The organism is Pseudomonas sp. yb_2, from assembly GCF_043103905.1.
GTDB classification, from domain to species: Bacteria; Pseudomonadota; Gammaproteobacteria; order Pseudomonadales; family Pseudomonadaceae; genus Aquipseudomonas; species Aquipseudomonas alloputida.
The window spans coordinates 164,757-183,499 of the sequence record NZ_JBICKH010000052.1 but is presented as its reverse complement, the minus strand read 5'-3'; the positions used below and the strand labels follow the sequence as shown (position 1 = coordinate 183,499).

Below are 18,743 nucleotides of genomic sequence, written 5' to 3'. Positions count from 1 at the left end.
AACCAGGTGCTACCGCTTCGCCCCTTCATAACTGTCCAGCGTATCGCGTGCAATCTCTCGCCCCAGGGCGATGAGTTCCGGCGCTTTGTAGAACTCGAAAAACCGGCACACCCGCTTGGGCACGTTGATCAGCACATCCGGTGGATAGCCGGCAATCTTGTACTGTGCCAACGAAGTCTGCATGACCTCGAAGCTCTGGTTGATCAAATCCAGCAGCGAGGCTGGCCCCACGTTGTCGATGATGAAAGAGCCGGTGGCCGACTTCGGCGCGCCCTCGCGCTCCGGGGCCGCTGCCGGTTGCTGGTTTTCCGGGTCGGCGCTGTCGGCAAGCCACGGGCTTGGCGGTGCCAACCCCTCGGCGACGATTTCCTTTTCGATGCGGATCAGCTCTTCCGCCGGTTTGCGCCGGAATGGCAAGCGTGAACCCAGCGAGCTCAACAAGGCGTCAAAGCGCATCTTGAATGCCGCAGGGCGCTCGATCACCGGCAACTGGTACTGCTTCTGGTTGGTGGCGTTGAGGTTGACCGCGATGATCAGGTCGCAATGGCTGGACACCACCGGCACGATTGGCAGCGGGTTGAGGATGCCACCGTCGACAAGCATGCGGTTGCCTTGCATCACTGGCGTGAACAGGCTGGGAATGGCCGCAGAGGCGCGCATGGCCTGATGCAGGCAACCCTCCTGGAACCAGATTTCCTGTTGGTTGGTAAGGTCGGCGGCCACTGCGGTGTAGGGTATGCGCAGTTGCTCGATGTTTATCTCGCCGACGATCTTGCGGATCTGCCCGAACACCTTGTCGCCGCGAATCGCACCGAGGCGAAAACTGACGTCGACCAGGCGCAGCACATCCAGGTAGTCGAGGCTTTCGATCCAGTTGCGATACTCGTCCAGCTTGCCGGCGGCATAGATACCGCCAATCACCGCGCCCATGGAACACCCTGCGACGCAGGCTATGTCGTAGCCGCGGCGCTCGATTTCTTCGATCACGCCGATGTGTGCATACCCTCGGGCGCCGCCCGATCCCAGTACCAGTGCCACACGTTTGCTCATGAACATTCCCCGGCCAGTGCCATCATGGTCCTACAATGCACCCATCGCTGCCTGTGCTTCAATGTAGACCGTGCTGAGCTACTGTAATAAAACTGGCCAGGCAAAGCCGGCTGGGCATGGCACTTTCCAGCTGTCGGAGCGTCGAACAGCCACCGTTTTTCCATAGAGGTATTACTGATGAAAGCCTGGATCTGCCTTCCACTGATTGCCTTGGCCCTAGCTGGCTGCGCGGGCAAGACGGCCTACCGTGACAGCTGCGCGACCCAGCTGGATGCCGCCTGGAAGGAGCTGGACCTGGCCAAGGCCGAAGGCTTTGCCGGTGCTGTAAGTTATTCCAAGGCCTTGTCACTGCTGACCGGGGCCAAGACCCAGCAGCAGTTCGAAGGCTACGAAAGCTGTACCCGCAAAGCTGAAAAGGCGCGATTCTACATTCGTGAATCTCGCGCCGGGCGCTGAACAGGGAGCATCGTATGTCTGCCATGCTCGACCATGTCGTTGGCCAGATATTGACCTTGCAGGTGCGCTTGCTGGCCTGTCGTGAACGCCTGGCTGCCAATACCGACAGCGAGGCCTTGCACGACTTGCGTACCACCTTGCGGCGCCTGCGCAGTCTGCTGAGGCCGCTGCGTGGGCTGCCTGGTGTGGAACAGCTGGAGGATGCTGCACGTTCGCTGGGGACCCTTACCACGCCGCTGCGTGATCGCGAGGTGCTGGCGGCCGAGCTGATCGGGCGCGGTCACACAGCAGCCGGACAGCGGCGGCTGGAGGGGCGTGACAGGACCTTCGCCAGTGTCGCTGCCAGCCCACAGCTGGCCAGGGTATTGGCGATTCTCGACGCCTTTCCATTGTTCCTGCGGGCGGCGGGCCGGGAGGGGCTGGTCAAGTCGCTAAGCAAACGTATCGACAAGCGCTTGGTCAAGCAGTGGCGCAAGTTGCACAAAGCGTTGCAGGACCCTGCTCACGATCGCCACCGCCTGCGTTTGCTGATCAAGCGTGCACGCTATGGCGATGAGGCCTACCCGCAACTCGATCACGCAGGGAAGAAACTGCAACGTCTGCTGAAAAAGGCACAGGGCGATCTGGGCGATTGGCACGACCGCCTGCAATGGCTGCTGCAAGCCCGCGATCATGCCGACCTGCTCCCCTGCAAGGCTGATTGGGAGCAGGAGTTGCATGAGGCGGAGCGCCAGTCGGATGTGACGCTGGACGCCCTGCAAGAGGCGCTGGCGCGGCGTTATCACGGAAAATGACCGATATGCGGGCTGAATGCCTGGCGTTTGCTGGCTAGGATGAGCGGACCTTTTTCTTTGCAGGCAGGAGCCGGCCAATGACTTTCAACCAACTGCTCGACGCCGTGCGGGCCAACCCGGATTCCGTCAGCATTCCGCCCAGCTGGGCCCAGGGGCGCGCTGCCTTTGGCGGGCTGATGGCGGCCATGGTCTATGAAACCATGCGCCTCAAGATCAGCGACAACCGCCCGGTACGCTCATTGGCCATCAGCTTCGTGGCACCCGCAGCGGCGGATGTGCCCATCCGCTTCGAGGTTGAGGTTTTGCGCGAAGGCAAGGCGGTTAGCACGTTGCTGGGCCGCGCTGTTCAGGATGGCCAGGTGGTGACTTTGGTGCAGGGCAATTTCGGTGCGGGCCGCCCTTCGGTGGTCGAAGTGCCGGCGTTGCCGGCCATCGAAATGCCTGCGCTCGATGAGGCGGCCCCGGAGTTGCCCTATATCAAAGGCGTTACCCCTGAGTTCATGCGGCACGTGGCCCTGCGCTGGGCAGTAGGTGGGCTGCCGTTCAGTGGCAATCAGTCGCGCAAGATGGGCGGCTGGGTGCGCTTGCGGGATGTGGTGGAAGAACAGGTGAACGAGGCGCACCTGTTGGCGTTGGTCGATGCCTGGCCGCCCAGCCTCATGCCGTTTCTCAAGCAGCCCGCTGCGGGCAGTACGTTGACCTGGACCATCGAGTTCATCCAGCCAACGGCGAAGCTGTCGACCCTGGATTGGTGCCGGTACTGTGTGGAGACCGAGCATGCGCGGGATGGCTATGGGCATGCTGCTGCGGCGTTGTGGACGGCGCAGGGCGAGCTGTTGGCGTTGAGCCGGCAGACCGTCACCGTTTTCGCCTGACCCTTGCAAGGCTGCTCACAAGCAGCGCTCCGGCAGCTGGCTCAGTGCCGGTGCTTGTGCCGCTCCCGCCAGGCCCTCCACCAGGCCCCGCTCACCACAAAGCGCGGAAAGGTGATGAACTGCTCGGTCAGTAAGCGCTGCACGGCATCCTGGCGGTTGGCGAACGGTTCGGGCTGCTGGGCTTCAAGGCGGTGGCCTTGGCGCTGCAGGCCCAACGCTGCGATCAAGGCAATCACACCCACCGCGATCTGGCCGAGGTCGAAACCAAACAGACCGGACAGCACCAGCAGTGTCCCCAGAATGAACAACGGCACAGCGATCAGGTGCAACACCAGGTTGGCCGGGTGGCGGTGATTGTGGTGGTAGCCGCGCCATTGCCAGGCGGGAAGATTGGGCAGGCGTTTGCTCATGGGGATTTCCTCTCGGTCATGCCCAAAGCTTAGTGCGGCCCCCAAGCGGGGGCCAATCGAACCTGGCTATGGTGACTATAGCTTGAGCTGGCCAATGGCCTTGTTCAGTTCGCCGGCCAGGGTCGCCAGTTCGCTGCTGGTGGTCGCCGAGCCGACCGTCTGCTGCACGGTCCGCTCGGTGACATCGCGGATGCTGACCACCGCGCGGTTCATTTCCTCGGCTACCTGGCTTTGCTGCTCGGCCGCTACAGCGATCTGGGTATTGCTTTCGCGCATCTGCGCCACGGCACCGGTGATTTCAGCCAGCGCCTCACCGGCTTCCTGTGCCTGACGCACACAGTCGTCGGCCTTGTACGAGCTCTCCTGCATGAACTCCACCGCATCGCGGGTGCCCGACTGCAGGGCCGAAACCATGGTGGTGATCTCATCCGTGGAGGTTTGCACGCGTTTGGCCAGGTTGCGCACTTCATCGGCCACCACGGCAAAGCCACGGCCTAGGTCGCCGGCGCGCGCGGCTTCGATGGCAGCGTTAAGCGCCAGCAAGTTGGTCTGTTCGGCAATACTGTGGATCACACTGACTACACCGTTGATCTTCTGGCTGTCCTCGGCTAGTTGTCGAATCATCTCGGCAGTTTGTTGCACGCCGCTGGAAAGCCCGGAAATCGAATCCTGCACTCGGCTGACTACCGCTTGGCCGCTGCCGGCCAAGGTGTCGGCGGTTTGTGACAAATCGCGGGTGGCACCGGCGTGCTGGGCAATGTGGTGCACGGTCGCCGACATTTCGTTGATGGCAGTGGCGGCCTGGTCGGTTTCACTCTGCTGGCCGAGCATGCCATGGCGTACGTCGCTCATGCTGGCGGCCAGGCGTGCAGCGCCCGAGTCCAGCTGTGCTGCGCTGTGGGCGACGGTGCTGACCACGCGGTGATAGGTGGATTGCATGGCGTTGAAGGCCCCGGCCATCTGGCCGACCTCGTCGCCACTGGCTAGCGGTACGCGGGCCGACAGGTCGCCGGTTTTTTCCACGTGCAGCATCACGTCCTTGAGGGTGTTGAGTTGGCTGAGCAGGAAGCGGATCAGCAGTTGCGAGGCGCCGAGCATGGCCAGCATCAGGATCAGCACACACACCGCGTAATTGCTGAAGCGATCGAAGAAGACCTGGCGCAGGCTGGGCGACTGGGCCAGCACAGCCAACTGCTGGTCGCCATTGCGCAATACCTGTGCGCCACGCAGCGGGTTTTCACCGAGGATCCAGGCGCTCGGCAATGCTACCCAGCCTTGGGCGTTGCGCAGGGCATCGAGCGCCTCCCCGGCGTAGGTTGGCGTTTGCCCGGTTGACCAACTGATGACGTTGGCCGGGCGTGGCAGTGCTTGCCCGGCTGGCCAGGCGGCCAGCAACTGGGCTTGCGCGGCCGCCTGGGCCTGAGCCGCCTCGGCACGTGCGCGTTGCTCCAGGTGCACGGCGTACAGCACCAGCAGCAAGGTGGTGACAAAGGCCACTGCGTTGACGGCCCAGAATTTGTACTTCAGGGAAACATTGCTAAGCCAGGCACCCATGGGCAGGTCTTCTCTGAGTTGAGCGGAAACAATATTGGCAAGGTGCCATCATTGTGCCCACATCCACCTGGACATGTGTTGATGCATATCAACTGTGTTCACCCGCCCCGCAACAACACGCGAGACTCAGGGGAGCTGGAAAAAATCGCGCGCCGTTGCCGTGGTATGCGCCGCCGTGTGCTCGGCTGATTCACCGCGATGCAAGGCCACCTCGCGCAGTACCTCCGGCAAGAACGCCGGCTCGTTGCGCCCGCTCTTGGGCTTGGGCCGCAAGCTGCGCGGCAGCAGGTAGGGCGCGTCGCTTTCCAGCATAAGCCGGCCTTCAGGGATGTTGCCCACCAGCGGGTGCAGGTGAGTGCCGCGGCGTTCGTCGCAGATCCAGCCGGTAATGCCGATGTGCAGGTCCAGGTCCAGGTAGGCGAACAGCGCCTCGCGCTCACCGGTGAAGCAGTGCACCACCGCGCCGGTCAGGTGGTCGCGGTAGTCCTTGAGAATCGCCAGCAAGCGCTCGCTGGCATCGCGCTCGTGCAGGAACACCGGCAGGCGCAGCTGCGCAGCCAGTGTCAGCTGGGCTTCCAGGGCTTTTTCCTGCAGCGGGCGAGGGGAAAAGTCGCGGTTGAAATCCAGGCCGCATTCGCCTACCGCGCGTACGCGCGGTTCGCTCAGCAACAGTCGCAGCTGGCGCTCGCTGTCGGCATCCCAGGCCTTGGCATCATGAGGGTGCACGCCGGCCGTGGCGAACAGGTGCGCGCCGCTGGCATCCAGTTGTTGGCACAGCTCCAGCGCTTGTTCGCTGACCGCCAGGCTGGTGCCTGTCAGCAGCATTTGCGTAACGCCGGCCTCCAGTGCGCGCTCGACGATTGCGGCCTGTTGGTCGTGGAAACTGCTGTTGGTCAGGTTGACGCCGATATCGATCAGTTGCATGGTGCTATCTCGTGCCGCGGGGCGGCCAGCATAGCAAAAACCGCGTTTTTCTGAAAAAACCAAGAACTTCATGCTGTTGCCGTGGTCTTTTACCGTCGTTTATCACTTGGCGGTGCAACCCATGGATGCCGCTCACCGACCACGGACACGTTTTCGCATGCAGCGATGCTGGCTCATTTTTCTGCTGACGCTGGGGTTGGCCTTTGCCGGTCCCGCCCAGGCGCGCTCGCCGGGGCCGCAGCAAAACATACCGCCTGCCAAGGTGCGTGACCTGGCGCAGATTCGCACCAGCAAAGTACTGCGAGTGCTGGTCAACCAGAGCCGCAACAGTTCTGGTGAGGTGAAGGGTGAGCCAGTCGGCATCGAGTATTATCGCCTGCGTGCCCTGGAGCATTTCCTCAATGCTCGTACCGCCGACGACCAACAGATCCAGCTAAAGCTCATCCCGCGGGCCAAGGAACAGTTGCTGGGCGCCCTGGCCCGCGGCGAGGGTGACCTGGCCGCGCCGGGCGAGCTGCTTGACCCCACTACGGTGAGCGGTGTCCGCAGCAGTGCACCGATACTCGACCAGGTGCCGCTGATGCTGGTCGGGCGCAAAGGCGAGCGAAGTTTCAGCAAGGTCGAACAGCTGTCAGGGCGTACCGTGGCCCTGACCAGTGCCAGTGCCGCCGGGCCGCTGATCCAGCAGGTCAACCAGCAACTGGCACTGCGCAAGCGGCCGCCGATCAAAGTGGAGTGGGTCGATTCGACGCTGGCCGTGGAGGATGTGCTGGAGATGGTACAGGCAGGCATCTACCACCTGACCGTGGTCGAGCAGCCCATTGCCCGGCGTTGGGCCCGGGTTATGCCGCGCCTGCGCCTGGACAGCCGGGTGCGCCTGGGGGCGCCGCAAGCCATGCGCTGGTATGTAGGGGGGGAAGCGCCGCAATTGCTGGCCGCAGTCGATCACTTTCTGCAAGGTTACCGCGCGCCAGATAACCAGGATGCGGCGTTCGAGCGCATCTACCGCCGCCAGTACCGGGTACACAACCCGTTGGCCAGCAAGGATCGCCAGCGTCTGGCATCGGTGCGGGCGGTGTTGCAGAAGCATGGCCAGGCGCAACAGATCGACTGGCTCAACCTGGCTGCATTGGCCTTCAAGGAGTCGACGCTCAACCCGGCTGCACGCGGTACTGGCGGTGCCCATGGCCTGATGCAGATTACCCCTTCGGCGGCCCAGCGGGTGGGGGTGAGCAATACTGCGACGGTAGATGGCAATGTCCTGGCCAGTGCCCGTTACCTGGCGCTTATCCGGCGCAAGTTTTTTGCCAGTGCCAAGATCAACGAGCGTGAGCGCATGGCCTTCGTGCTGGCAGCCTACAACCTGGGCCCCGAGCGGGTTCAGGCCATGCGTGCAGAGGCTCGACGGCGGGGGCTCAACGGCAACCAGTGGTTTTTCCAGACCGAACGCATCGCCATGGAGCAAGTGGGGATGGGACCGGTCAACTTCGTCAACAGCATCAACAAGTACTACCTGGCGTTCAACCGCGAACGTGCGGCACTGGAGCGTGTAGCGAAGCGTTAAGTATCGATTTTGTCGATTGTTATGTTGGGTTTTTTGCGATTTTCATATCAATAGAATTGATTATGATGGCGCCTATACCCACACAACTGCTTCACTTCAAGGACGCTTCGACATGAACAACACTACCCTCAACGCTCTGTTCTCTACACGTGCTGGCGCTGGCTTGAGCGTTATCCGCATCCTGGTCGGCATCATCTTCATGGCTCATGGGGCGCAAAAACTCTTCGGCCTGTTCGGTGGCTACGGCCTGGAAGGCACCGGCCAATGGATGGAAAGCATCGGCCTGGCGCCGGGTTACCTGATGGCCCTATTGTCCGGTAGTGCCGAATTCTTCGGTGGCCTGGCCTTGGTGGTCGGCCTGCTGGCTCGCCCGGCGGCCCTGGCGCTGACGGTGACCTTGATAGTGGCGATCGTTTCGGTGCACATCGGCAACGGCCTGTTCATGTCCAACAACGGCTATGAGTTCGCCCTGGCGCTGTTGGCCGGCACCGTTGCAGTCATGATCGAAGGCGCTGGCCGCTTCTCGCTCGACCGCCTGATCGCCCGGTAATCAGCTGCACGCTGTGTGCTACGAGCCGCAGGCAAGCGCAGGCCAATACTCGGCTTGTTCTTGCTTGCGGCTTGTCGCTTGCAACTTGGGGCTCATCGCTCTAGCATACCGCCTGCGCCGATTTAAACAGCTACTTGCGGGGCGCAGGAAAGCCCCACCTCCGGGCCGTCCGAAATACCGCTAAAGCGCTGGTTCGGTGACGCCTCCCACCGCTGCCCAGCGGGATTCGCGAGGCGGAGAGAAGCTCCATGAGTTGCCCACGTACCAGTGTCTGTTTGAGCCCTTTGCCTGCCAGCCAGGCGTCCCGCACACCGCGCATCCTGCTCGGCGGCCGGCATCAACCCAGCCTTTTGCGTCATCTTGAAGGCCTGTCACGGCGCAAGGGGCAGGCGCGTGCCTTTCTGATCCAGTTCGCCGATAGCGGCTGTCACCTCGCGCAGTATGGCAATGACCGTTTCGACCTGGCTGTGATCCAGGCGCCGGCACCGGACGAAGCCGCCGAAGTCATCGGCCATCTCACCCGCATCGCGCGTCAAGGCCTGATTACCCGCCGCTGAGGAATGCGCTATTGAGCACCAATATCATCACCACAGAAGGCCATGAGGCGCTGAAGAAAGAGCTGGACCACCTGTGGCGGGTGTATCGTCCGGAAATCACCCAAAAGGTTGCCTGGGCGGCTTCGTTGGGTGACCGCAGCGAGAACGCGGACTGGAAAGTAGAACCCCATGATCGTGTACTATTCCGTCTTACACCTTGATTTTTCAGGTTTTTCGGAATAGTACTATACTCTTGCCCCATACTATTTAACACTGGTCATCATTGCAGTCTGGTCTTGACATAGTAGTGGCCGATTCGGAAACACCTCAGGGTTTAATGAACCGAGGTGCGACTTCCGCGGCGATGTACTCAATTTCGGTGACTTCCCAATAGACATCGCCAGTTGGAGTCCGTACAACAATCTCTTCCCCTACACGCTTGCCAATGCACGCTCGTGCCATCGGCGAGTCGATAGAGATGAAGTCTTTCCTATCGTAGATTTCATCAGCACCTACAATGCGGAATCTCTTGCTCATATCTTCTTCGTTGACAATGGTTACCCAAGCTCCGAAAAATACCTTACCTTCCTGAGTAGGGGAATATGGAACTACGCGAAGATCTTCGATCCGCTTACGAAGGTATCTCACACGGCGATCTATTTCCCTCAGCCTTTTTTTGTTGTATTGGTAGTCAGCATTTTCACTTCTGTCGCCCAAAGACGCAGCCCAGGTTACCTTTCTGGTGATCTCTGGTCGCTCTTCGCGCCAGAGCCAATCTAGTTCATCTTTCAAGGACTGATAGCCAGCTTCAGTAATAAGATTGGTAGCCATTTTTTGCCTGTTATTGATTCAAAGACCGGTCACAATGCCTTGAGAGCTTTCTGTATTGCATCAAGGGTTCCTGGGCGAAAAACTTTTGCTCCCTTTTGGTCAATCAAGTCCCCGTGCTTGCCCAGTGAGCAGCCCCATTGTAGCCTGAACTCTTCGGACATTAAATACAGTAGAGCTCTGCGTTCTATATTCGTTAACTTATTCTCGACCGAAAATGGAGTGCGATCATCTACCCTAATTTCCAGGTTGGGTGGCATAATTTCTCTAAGGAGACTTCGGAGGCGATGGTTCTCGGCCTCTTGCGCGCGCGCTAGAAATTTAGTCTTACCATCTTTTATAGCATCTATCCAATCTGGCGCTGCTCGTTCTTGATGAATTGGACCGGCTGCCTCTTTGAATGCCAGTATTAGCTCGCGATATTCTCGGCCGGAACTATTTCGCATGCTTTGGGCGTTTGGTACTCCGTTATTAACTCCAGCGCGTGCAATAGTCGAAAATGAAAAGTCTTTTTCCTTGTTTGATAACAGCTCGGTGCATACTTTGTATACTGCGTCTAGCGTACGCTGTTTTCTTAAGCTGCAGTTCTGCTTCAGTTTATCCAAAGTTTCCGATGGCGACATGATATTAAACCTGAGGTAAGCTATTGCCTTTGCTCATGAAGACTTCACTAATCTCTTTAAGTGAAATGCTCTCAAGGCCAACCAGTTCAGCAAGCCTAAATCTTCCTTCGATTAGTGAGTCGATTCGTTCCCAGCTTCTGAGTCTGGATATCAATAATCTTGCGATTTGATTGCCAACCAAAAGTTGCTGATCTTTGTTCAGTCTGAACATTCGCTGCGGAGATTCATTGTTTTCTAGCATTTTGTCCAATAGTTGCGATCTTGCCGTTAATGCGGAGTTGGCCGAGGCGCATTCATATATCTCGGCATTTTCGCAAACTTCGCTTAACTGATGAAAGTGAGTGGTTTCCTCAAGCGCGAACCTAAGTTCGTGACCCTCTTGTACAATAAGCATGAGTGAGTCTTGTGGGGTCGATTCGGATTTTATAATAGTCACCTGCTCGATCTGTTTTATAAGGCTAGCGCTAGCCTGTACATCACAAATCAAGACGTCAAGCTTTTTAGCTGCGCTTTCCGCTTCGGCAAGCACTTTTCGATGTTTGACTTCTAGCCCTAGGTCTCGACCCTCAAAGTGCCCTCCCGACTTGATTAATTCATATTCCAGTTCGTCATGGTTATCAATTTCAGATCTCAGCTCTTCAGCTTTATTTTGAAGTTCGTCATATCTTGCAAATTGAAGATTTACTTCCAGTGATATTTCATTGCCCAAAGCTAATAGGCCACCTATGAATGCAGGTCCGGTTACGAAGTGGCGACACCTTATGCAATTCTGACTACCTAGGTATCCGGCCGGTACTGGGTGCCAGATATCACCTTTTCCGAGCGACCCTCCGTCATCGCACCTAGCCCCAGCATATGGACAAAAACCGTAATCACGAAACAAATAGCTGCCAGGAGACTTTTGTCTGTATATTAATTCAAGGGCATCTTTGCTGTTTGCTACTAACTGCCCTTTGATTTGGTCGATCCTACCTTGCTCAATCATACTCTGCGCAACAAAGGCTTGATTTTGTAGCGCGTGTTTCTCACCCTCAGTAAATCGACGCTGCAGTTCAACGCTACCGATCTTTACATAGTACAAATTCATGACGACTGAAGAGTGGCCAGCAATCTTCATTGTGATCTCAATTGGTAGCCCGAATTCATGGACGTAGGCCGTGATAAGGCTTACCCTCATGCTGTGCGGAGTGTATATAGAAGAATAGCAGGTTAGTTTTTCTTTTGGCCCTGACAGCGTAGCTAAAGGTAAATCCCGAGGCTGCGAGTGATACAGTGCGGCTGCAAGCCGTGGGGTTAGTAAATTTGTCGGCGATCCTGGCTCTTCAGCACCAAAGAGCCGAAACAAGAAGCAGTTGGCACCTTTTGCAATGCGCTGGCTTTCATTTAAGTTAGTTCGAGTGCATTCAATCCATGGCATCGGACGCGATATTGGATTATATTTTTCCTGCCACCGACGGAGTTTAATTATCCACGGAATCAGATGAGGGGGAAACCATGGCACGCTATACCCCCTGTATCCAATGCTACTCTTATTGCTCGTGACGAACATGCCGCAATGGTCGCCAGGGTAACGTTTTATGAAGCCCTGATCTTTTGTTATTCCTGCAAGCGGGGCTTCATTTTCAGTCCAGACGACCTTGCCATCATGACAAACGGGAATGTAAGCGTCGCCTTCGCCTGAATCGCAATATGCAATTTGCCTACCTCTGGACGGGACTGAAACGAGGGTAAGTACTTGCATCCAATACATCGGGAACCAAGCTTTAAACTTTCCGCCAATCCATCGTGTGACTAGATCGGGATCATTACGATCTAAGGGGAAAGCATCAACATCAATCTCGACCCAGTCGGCATCGAAACTATGAAGGTGGGTTAAATCAGAGAAGCTGGTTGCAGTGTCTGGAGCTATCCATTTTTGCACGGCTGCAACATATTGATAAGCCAAAGCTGGTTTGGCCGTTTCACCAGGGCTACTGTTATTGGCCGAGGCTGAGTATTCGATTTCACTACCACGTAATGGATTGCTTATGCCTTCTGCAATTATTAGCTCGCCGGTTTCGTCATCTTCAAGCGTAAAATCCTCACGTATGATAAAACGCAGGAATTCGTTGATTGCCATGACGAAGCTACGTCTATTGGGTTCTTGAATTGTAGCGGTAACATATTTTTTAAAGTGTTGTAGGTCTGTGTGTTTGTTTGAAAGAAACTCTCCGGGCGTTGTTCCCAATCCATTTGCTTGTATATAGGTCGCCAAAAAGCGGCAAATTGATATCTGTTTTATTCGGCCCCCGCGAGCCTCTTTTTTGAAGCGATTTAGATCTTCAAGCCACTTCGAATGGTCAGGGTCTACAGAGCTTTCTGAAAAAGGTTCCGCCTTTCCGAGAAAAGCATATGAGGTGGTCCATTCTCTATGGTACACCTTATCTGGAGTGCCTGGTAATCTATTGTCTCCTGAAGACTTTACATATTTTTGATACTCTTTTATAGATGTGAGATTAAGAGGGTGAATGATATTTATTGTTTCATCGTAAGTGTAAAATGTCCTGATCGAGCATAGGTCGTACCAGCTTTTCCATTCGTCTTTAAATACCCGTTCAGGGTGAGCGGGCAGAGGTGGATATTCTTTATAGCGGTTCCGATAATCCTGACTGTCTTTTATGTCAAGCTTAATTACCGCTGCCCTAATGTCATCAAGGCAATTGTAGTTGAGTGGTAATAAAAAATGGATCCACGATTTCCATTCGCCCTTGAATTGTTCTGGGTTGCTTGGAAGTCGTGGGTCTTTGTGGTAATTGAATTCGTACTGCCGTTTTGTGCTAATGCCCAACCTTTGTGCTGCTTCGCGAACCTCATATAAAGTGTCATACTGTTCAGTTAGATCTAGATAGTCCTTCCATGATGTCCATTGATCCGGATAAACACAAGTTGGATCTCTTCGCAGGCGCCAGTCATGTTTGAATCTATTGTAATAGTCTTTTCGTGAGTGACATTTCATGTTGCGGGCTGCAGATCTCGCTTCATTAAATGTATCATATGCTTTTCTTGTTTTGCCTGGGTGGAGAAATTGGACCCAACCCTCCCATTTGTCTTTGTATTTGTATTTGGGGTCAATAGGTAGTTTCGGGTCCTCATCGCGGCGATTGAAATATTCAGTTGAGTATTTAATGCCCAGGGAAACAGCCGCTGCAGAAGCTAACTCATAACTTTCATAAGGTGGGGTAGAGTGACTTGTTCCCAAGAAGTGATTCCAGTTCTGCCACTCGGGGTAAATAGTGCTAGGGTTTGCAGGAAGTTTTGGGTCTTCCTTATACCTTTTTAGCGTCGTGTATTGGTGGTAGTTATTAATGCCGAGCGCCAACGCAGCTCTGCTTGCTGCGCTGAGCGTTTGGTAGAAATCTTTAGAACTACTTCTGCCGATGAATGCTGACCAGCCCATGAAATCTGGATAGAAGCGCATGTCGCTCGGGAGTTTTGGGTCTTTAAAGTGGTCGGTCTGATATTGGGCTATAGTCCAAATGCCCAGGCGAACTACGGCCTCGCGTGCTTCTTCAAGTGTTAGATATTTCTCTACAGGCCGTTCACTCCCACAAAAATCGTACCATGAGAGCCATTCGCTGGCGTAATCAATATAAGGATTGGCCGGAAGCATGGGATCTTCTTGCCAGCGAAGTCTGTAGGCTCTGCTGTTTTTGATTCCGAGCTGTCTGACGGCAGCTTTGGCCTGTATCAATGTTTGATATTTTTTCGATGGCTTTCGTGTGCCGCACAAATCGTACCATGAGCTCCACTCATGCGCATATTCTAGTTCGGGATTGGATGGTAGTTTCGGATCTTTCTTGTAGAAACGATGATATTCAACGTTGCTTTTTATGGAGAGCTGTCTAACTGCGATTCTAGCCTCTGCTAGTGTTGGGTATTTCTCAATTGGTTTTTTATTTCCGCATAACTCGTACCATGAAATCCATTCGATAGCATAAACTTCATTTGGGCATGCCGGGAGCTTCGAATCCTCTTTTCGGCGAAGCCTATAGTCCGTGCTATTTTTAATGCCGAGTTTCTCAATTGCGACTCTAACTTCGGCTAAGGTTTGATATTTGTCCGCTCTCGGCATTTGATCTCGCCTCAAATGGAAGTATGTGTCTATTCAGCATAGACTGCTTTGTGGCTTGCTGACATTTTTTCTCGTATTTCTTCATGTGTTGGTTGAATATACACCAAGCAAGAGTCTGGACTTTTATGGTGCATTGCTTTCTGGATTTCAATTTGATTAAATCCGTGTTCTCGTAACCTGTACCCATAGCTGTGTCGATGCCCGTGCTCACTTGTGCCAACTATTTTTCTGTGCAGTAAGCCAATTCGCTCGACAGCAGATTTGTGCAGGCGTTGAGCATTTTTTAGCGTTTCAGGCTCTCCCTGTGAGTTTGTGAATGCATATGGGTGGTCTTGGGCCGGATTTGGGTCAACGCGCTGATGTTTTAAGTATTTGATCCATATATCCAAGAATTCTGCCGCTTTATGGGTAGGGAAGAATTGAACAGAGAAGTAGCCATCCTTGTTGTCAAGTACTGGGTTCTTCCATCCCAAATGCAGTCGTTCTGATTTCAGGTATTCAGTTCGAGGCAATAGTCCGTAGTGTACTGCCAGAAATTGCTTTCTGTTAAGATATTGCTCGTCAGGTGACTTCCCACTGGATGGATGATAAACCCTTACAATGGCATCGTTATTTTTTGTGTCTAGAATAATATCTGACAAGTAAAGGTGCAGTGCTTCAGACTTACGTAACCCTCCATAGTGCATCAGCAGCGTTAAAGCCTGGCCCTTGTAGTCAGGGATCGGCATGTCGAAGTTTTTGGCGTTTGGAACAATAAATCCCTGCTTCAGCAAGAGATCAATTTTGTCTTCAGGAAATCTTTTTGCAGGTGCAATATTTTCAGGATGGCGCTGTGGTCCTTGTACTTCGCGAATGGTGCTTAACGCTTCGGCGTGTTTGACCGGATCCACAAGATGATTCAAAAAGATTCTATTTCGTTTGTGATGAAAGGCGCACCAGTTCATTCGCTGTTCCGTAGAGGTGGCTTGCCTGAAAGGATTTGCGGTTTTTATTTTGAAGTCGCTTTGGCGCGTAAGCCAATCCGTGTAGTCTGTAATTAGGAACAGGAGGTCTGAACAGTGTTCGCTAGATCTTGGTAGCCAAAAAAGGTGGGAGGGATCTTTTAGGGTTTTTGGATCTACTGTGCCTTCTACTAGCGCCCTTACAAATGATGCGAGAAGCTTTGTTGTTTTCCTGAATAAACCCTTGTTAGCATTAATGTACTCTATTAGTAGCTTGATGGCTTGCGTGGACTTCTCTTTCCAGGACGAACTCTTCTTGCTGTGATGAGCGAGGTAGCGAAGGTGTGATATTAATATTCCGCTTTCGGTCAATAATGCAGGGAGCTTTATGGTTCGGCCGGTTTGGTCGTTTTGGTAAAGTGCTTTAATTTTTATGACGTAAGCCATTGCAAATACCTGGCAACTATCGTTTGGGTGATGTGCAGGTTCGCTTCGCGGTTTTCTGAAACCAATTGAGAGCGAGTGTGCACACAGCAGTACTCATAGTCTAGTATAAGTCGTGGTATACGCAATTGAATCGGTTTGTTGGTTCTATAGGTTCGCTCTCGTCTATTTTTATAATATCTCTAATAGCTCTGATCGAAACTGTGACGATACGCCCAATTCGTATGTCGTGGGCGAGAGCAAGCGTGGAACTGTTACAAGGTAATCCACCTTGGACGGCAGATCATTATCGGATTTGAAAGTCGACCAATTATCGATGTTATTGTTTTTCCAGCCTATTAAAGCCTTTTGCTCCTCAAGTCGGGGTGCTGTCTTCCTGCTAACAACAGCTAAGTCTTGAGGCAGATCCTCGGAGATACGGCGCGAGTAATCTATAAGTGAAGGCTCAGCTATCACAAACAACCATGCTTGATCATCATTGATCCCCGTTCGCCTAAGAATTCTACCTAGGACCTGACGGTAATGCAGTTCAGTCCGAATGCGACTAAGATAACAGCATACTTGCAACCGTGGAATGTCAGTGCCTTCGCTAATCATGCCGACCGCAATAATCCAGCAGCCAATACCGGATCTGAACTCGTTAATGTTATCTTGCGCGCTACCAGTTTTTGTCGTAGCTACGCGGCAGTTTTCGCCACGGCTTAGGAGCTTGCTCTCGATTAACTTCGCGTGATTAGTGTCTGTTGCAACGATAAGCCCAGCAGCAGATGGGTTTCTTTTCCTCAGTTGGGCTAATTTTCTACAGCCTAGATCGAGCATGTGATCTATTATATCTTCATTCCAGAGGATGTCTTCGAAGCAAAGGGGTGAGCTGTCAAGCAAATGAGCAAAATTATCAAAATTAGATACTTGTCGATTTTGTTGTTTTTTTTGGATCAACTGCAGATTATGATTGTCAATCAAGGTTATTCTGGGGGATCTGCAAACACTGTCGACAATGGCTTGCTGAAGTCCATAGCGATAATCGCAGGTCAACGTTCTTGTCGGCGCTGAATACCGCCCTAGTGCAATAGCCTTATCATCTGTTCTCCAGGGCGTGCCTGAAAGTGACAAAGTGAATGTAGCTTGATTTTGTATTTTGGATATGATCGTCGATCCCCAGTTGTTGCTGGTTTTAAGATCATAACCTGCGCAGTGATGAATTTCGTCAAATATAGCAAGAACCCGATACTGTTGGAATAGTTCCCAAAACTCTTCACCTTTCGCATCCATGCCTTGGTAAGTACAAGCATCACCAATTGCTCCAACATATCCATCCATTCGACGCCCAAGTATTTTTGAGAGCGTATTCCGGAAGCCATCGACTACTTGGCAGGAAGGTGCGAAGCACAGCACGAGATCGATAGCGTTTTTGTTGAGCAGCTCTTTTGCCAACTCACCAGCCATCCTCGTCTTGCCTGCTCCTGGCGTTGCTTGGCAAAAGAAATGTTTATTTACCAGGAAGTGCCTTAGTGCTCTTTCGATACATAATTTCTGCCACTCTCTTAGAATGCTGCTCATTCAATTCCTAGTATTTTCAGGGTTTTTTCAACCGCTTTAAGATGACCTAGCAGGCGGGAGCTACGATCTCTCGCTTCCACATAATCGTTTTCCAGCTTCGAGTGAAGGTGTGGCAGGTCATCCAACAGTTGCTTGTATCTTTCCGCTTCGCCCATTGAGGTGAGGAAGTCCAAGCGAGTTTCTTTGACCATTGCCTGGAGTCGTCGAGCTGTGTGCTCGTTGGTCGACACACCTTTTTCGGTGTCGATCGCAGGTACTGCGGTGCGAGGGGCGACGGATTGATACCCCTCGTCAATCAAGCGGAGGGTGATTGACGCCGGCAGATTCTGGAGGTGATAGAGCTGGTCGCGGCCGCGCTTTTCTGGGTCTCGTACTACCCATTCGATCCTTTCGAGGCGGAGGATCTGCCTGAAAATATAGCGCCGGAGATCAGAGGTATGCTCGCGAGCTACGCCAAATGACTGGGCATAGGCGTCTCGAAGGCCGCGACAGGTGAAGCTGTCTAGCTCGCCACTTTGCAAGAGCTCGTAGACGTGCCTGTCGAGAGCGAATGAAGACGGTTTCATACAGGCACCTAGCTAGCAGAAATACCTCAAATGCGGATTATAATCCGTCGCCGATCAACTCGCAAACGCTGATAGTCCCGCCTTATGTACACCGAGGCGGATATGCAAAAGTTGGCGAGGGCTCTAGGACGCAAAGTCCGAGAGCAGAGAATGATGGTCGGCATTTCGCAAGACGCTTTAGCTTTCGCGTGCCAGATGGATCGGAGCTACATAGGGCGGATAGAGAGAGGGGAAGTGAATCTGACTATTGAGAAGCTCTACAGAATTGCGACTGAGCTGAAATGCTCCCCGCAATCGCTTCTGCCCACAGGCCTATGCGACTAGGTTGCATTCGGGTTGGGTGGAGTCGAGCGGCTGACGTCTTCCTCCATCTGCATGCCTCCTTGCCCGTTGAGAAACACCGTCAAGGTGACGCTCGCTCCAAGCTTCTGGGTCCGGTCCTATCTGAGTTAACATGCTGCTTCTAGGGCTTTTTAATCTGGCCTTGAGGAGCTTTGGCAATGATAACGACTCGACTCATCGGCCCTCGCGAGGATGCTCAATTCGGATGTTGGGGCGTAGGTCAGCGCTATTACGAATGGCGAAAAGCATGGATCTTGTCCGAGGCTCAACGAGTGCTTGGACGGCGAACGCTTGCGACGCGCTGGATGTGTGAAGAATCGTTGGGCCTTGGCCGGATTTCACCTTGTACGTTGCTTGTTAGTCCTTCCGGATTTGAGCAAGTACAAGATTTTTTACTGCGAATCGAATACGGCGTTTACTGCTAACTTTTTGTACTGTTTGGATAGCTTAGGTTGACAGGATTCAGCGATAATTTCGCTTGATGTTGAATGGAATTCAATCGACTTTCACCCTAGAGCGGAAGTCTAAAAAATATCAATTTTGACTGTATCGATATTCGTCGGGCGAGAATCGTCCATTAGGGCCGAATAGCAGATGAGTCGTAAGTTGCTCCAA

General features: G+C 53.8%; 18 protein-coding genes and 1 pseudogene. 9 read left to right on the top strand and 10 right to left on the bottom strand.

What is annotated here, in order from left to right:
* Window positions 1-9: 9 nt before the first annotated feature.
* On the bottom strand, window positions 10-1,050 hold the full coding sequence (locus ACF8FB_RS12810; protein WP_392510355.1) for a patatin-like phospholipase family protein: 1,041 nt from the start codon (window positions 1,048-1,050) through the stop codon (window positions 10-12).
* Window positions 1,051-1,227: 177 nt separating this feature from the next.
* Between ACF8FB_RS12810 and ACF8FB_RS12805 the strand changes: the two genes are divergently transcribed.
* The 3 genes from ACF8FB_RS12805 (at window position 1,228) to ACF8FB_RS12795 (ending at window position 3,175) form a co-directional block, all read left to right on the top strand.
* Complete coding sequence (locus tag ACF8FB_RS12805) at window positions 1,228-1,506, top strand: lipoprotein (RefSeq protein WP_003250254.1); 279 nt, start codon at window positions 1,228-1,230, stop codon at window positions 1,504-1,506.
* A 14-nt stretch (window positions 1,507-1,520) separates the two neighbouring features.
* Window positions 1,521-2,300 carry a CHAD domain-containing protein gene (locus ACF8FB_RS12800; protein ID WP_392510356.1) on the top strand — a complete coding sequence of 260 codons (780 nt, stop codon included), beginning with the start codon at window positions 1,521-1,523 and terminating at the stop codon, window positions 2,298-2,300.
* 77 nt (window positions 2,301-2,377) lie between these two features.
* Entirely contained in the window at window positions 2,378-3,175 is a 798-nt protein-coding gene (locus tag ACF8FB_RS12795) for an acyl-CoA thioesterase II (RefSeq protein WP_010953276.1), read from the top strand.
* A 41-nt stretch (window positions 3,176-3,216) separates the two neighbouring features.
* Here ACF8FB_RS12795 and ACF8FB_RS12790 read toward each other — a convergent pair whose 3' ends face one another.
* From ACF8FB_RS12790 to ACF8FB_RS12780, 3 genes are all read right to left on the bottom strand, one after another.
* Window positions 3,217-3,585, bottom strand: coding sequence for an Mpo1-like protein (locus tag ACF8FB_RS12790; RefSeq protein WP_010953277.1), 369 nt, complete (start codon window positions 3,583-3,585; stop codon window positions 3,217-3,219).
* A 75-nt stretch (window positions 3,586-3,660) separates the two neighbouring features.
* Window positions 3,661-5,139, bottom strand: coding sequence for a methyl-accepting chemotaxis protein (locus ACF8FB_RS12785; RefSeq protein WP_198747897.1), 1,479 nt, complete (start codon window positions 5,137-5,139; stop codon window positions 3,661-3,663).
* Window positions 5,140-5,265: 126 nt separating this feature from the next.
* Entirely contained in the window at window positions 5,266-6,063 is a 798-nt protein-coding gene (locus ACF8FB_RS12780) for a TatD family hydrolase (RefSeq protein WP_064493427.1), read from the bottom strand.
* 157 nt (window positions 6,064-6,220) lie between these two features.
* Here ACF8FB_RS12780 and ACF8FB_RS12775 point away from each other — a divergent pair, with 157 nt between their 5' ends.
* The 4 genes and pseudogenes from ACF8FB_RS12775 to greB (ACF8FB_RS12760) form a co-directional block, all read left to right on the top strand.
* Window positions 6,221-7,627 carry a transglycosylase SLT domain-containing protein gene (locus ACF8FB_RS12775; protein WP_010953280.1) on the top strand — a complete coding sequence of 469 codons (1,407 nt, stop codon included), beginning with the start codon at window positions 6,221-6,223 and terminating at the stop codon, window positions 7,625-7,627.
* A gap of 112 nt (window positions 7,628-7,739) precedes the next feature.
* Window positions 7,740-8,177 (top strand): DoxX family protein, encoded by a 438-nt coding sequence (locus tag ACF8FB_RS12770; protein WP_010953281.1) that lies wholly within the window; start codon window positions 7,740-7,742, stop codon window positions 8,175-8,177.
* A gap of 248 nt (window positions 8,178-8,425) precedes the next feature.
* Window positions 8,426-8,734: a hypothetical protein gene (locus ACF8FB_RS12765; protein ID WP_010953282.1), complete on the top strand. Its 309-nt coding sequence runs from the start codon at window positions 8,426-8,428 to the stop codon at window positions 8,732-8,734.
* Window positions 8,735-8,745: 11 nt separating this feature from the next.
* Window positions 8,746-8,892, top strand: a pseudogene (gene greB / locus ACF8FB_RS12760) (transcription elongation factor GreB); the annotation flags it as partial.
* Between the two features lie 148 nt (window positions 8,893-9,040).
* Here the strand turns inward: greB (ACF8FB_RS12760) and greB (ACF8FB_RS12755) are convergent.
* From greB (ACF8FB_RS12755) to ACF8FB_RS12730, 6 genes are all read right to left on the bottom strand, one after another.
* Complete coding sequence (greB, locus tag ACF8FB_RS12755; protein WP_392511435.1) at window positions 9,041-9,544, bottom strand: transcription elongation factor GreB; 504 nt, start codon at window positions 9,542-9,544, stop codon at window positions 9,041-9,043.
* Between the two features lie 29 nt (window positions 9,545-9,573).
* Window positions 9,574-10,164 (bottom strand): gamma-mobile-trio protein GmtX, encoded by a 591-nt coding sequence (gmtX, locus tag ACF8FB_RS12750; RefSeq protein ID WP_392511434.1) that lies wholly within the window; start codon window positions 10,162-10,164, stop codon window positions 9,574-9,576.
* A 4-nt stretch (window positions 10,165-10,168) separates the two neighbouring features.
* Window positions 10,169-14,275, bottom strand: a complete 4,107-nt coding sequence (locus tag ACF8FB_RS12745; RefSeq protein ID WP_392511433.1) for a VPA1269 family protein — start codon at window positions 14,273-14,275, stop codon at window positions 10,169-10,171.
* Between the two features lie 29 nt (window positions 14,276-14,304).
* Window positions 14,305-15,663, bottom strand: a complete 1,359-nt coding sequence (gene gmtY, locus ACF8FB_RS12740) for a gamma-mobile-trio recombinase GmtY (protein ID WP_392511431.1) — start codon at window positions 15,661-15,663, stop codon at window positions 14,305-14,307.
* 168 nt (window positions 15,664-15,831) lie between these two features.
* Window positions 15,832-17,220 (bottom strand): DEAD/DEAH box helicase, encoded by a 1,389-nt coding sequence (locus ACF8FB_RS12735; RefSeq protein WP_392511430.1) that lies wholly within the window; start codon window positions 17,218-17,220, stop codon window positions 15,832-15,834.
* Window positions 17,217-17,786 carry a hypothetical protein gene (locus ACF8FB_RS12730; RefSeq protein WP_392511428.1) on the bottom strand — a complete coding sequence of 190 codons (570 nt, stop codon included), beginning with the start codon at window positions 17,784-17,786 and terminating at the stop codon, window positions 17,217-17,219. The genes ACF8FB_RS12735 and ACF8FB_RS12730 overlap by 4 nt, the downstream gene beginning before the upstream one ends.
* Window positions 17,787-17,888: 102 nt before the next feature.
* On the opposite strand from ACF8FB_RS12730, the gene ACF8FB_RS12725 reads away from it, so the two are divergent.
* Together ACF8FB_RS12725 and ACF8FB_RS12720 are read left to right on the top strand one after the other, a co-directional pair.
* Window positions 17,889-18,110: a helix-turn-helix domain-containing protein gene (locus ACF8FB_RS12725; RefSeq protein WP_392511427.1), complete on the top strand. Its 222-nt coding sequence runs from the start codon at window positions 17,889-17,891 to the stop codon at window positions 18,108-18,110.
* Between the two features lie 176 nt (window positions 18,111-18,286).
* A complete protein-coding gene (locus ACF8FB_RS12720) occupies window positions 18,287-18,553 on the top strand; it encodes an antitoxin Xre/MbcA/ParS toxin-binding domain-containing protein (protein ID WP_213660376.1) in 267 nt (88 codons plus the stop codon).
* The last annotated feature ends 190 nt before the right edge of the window (window positions 18,554-18,743 follow it).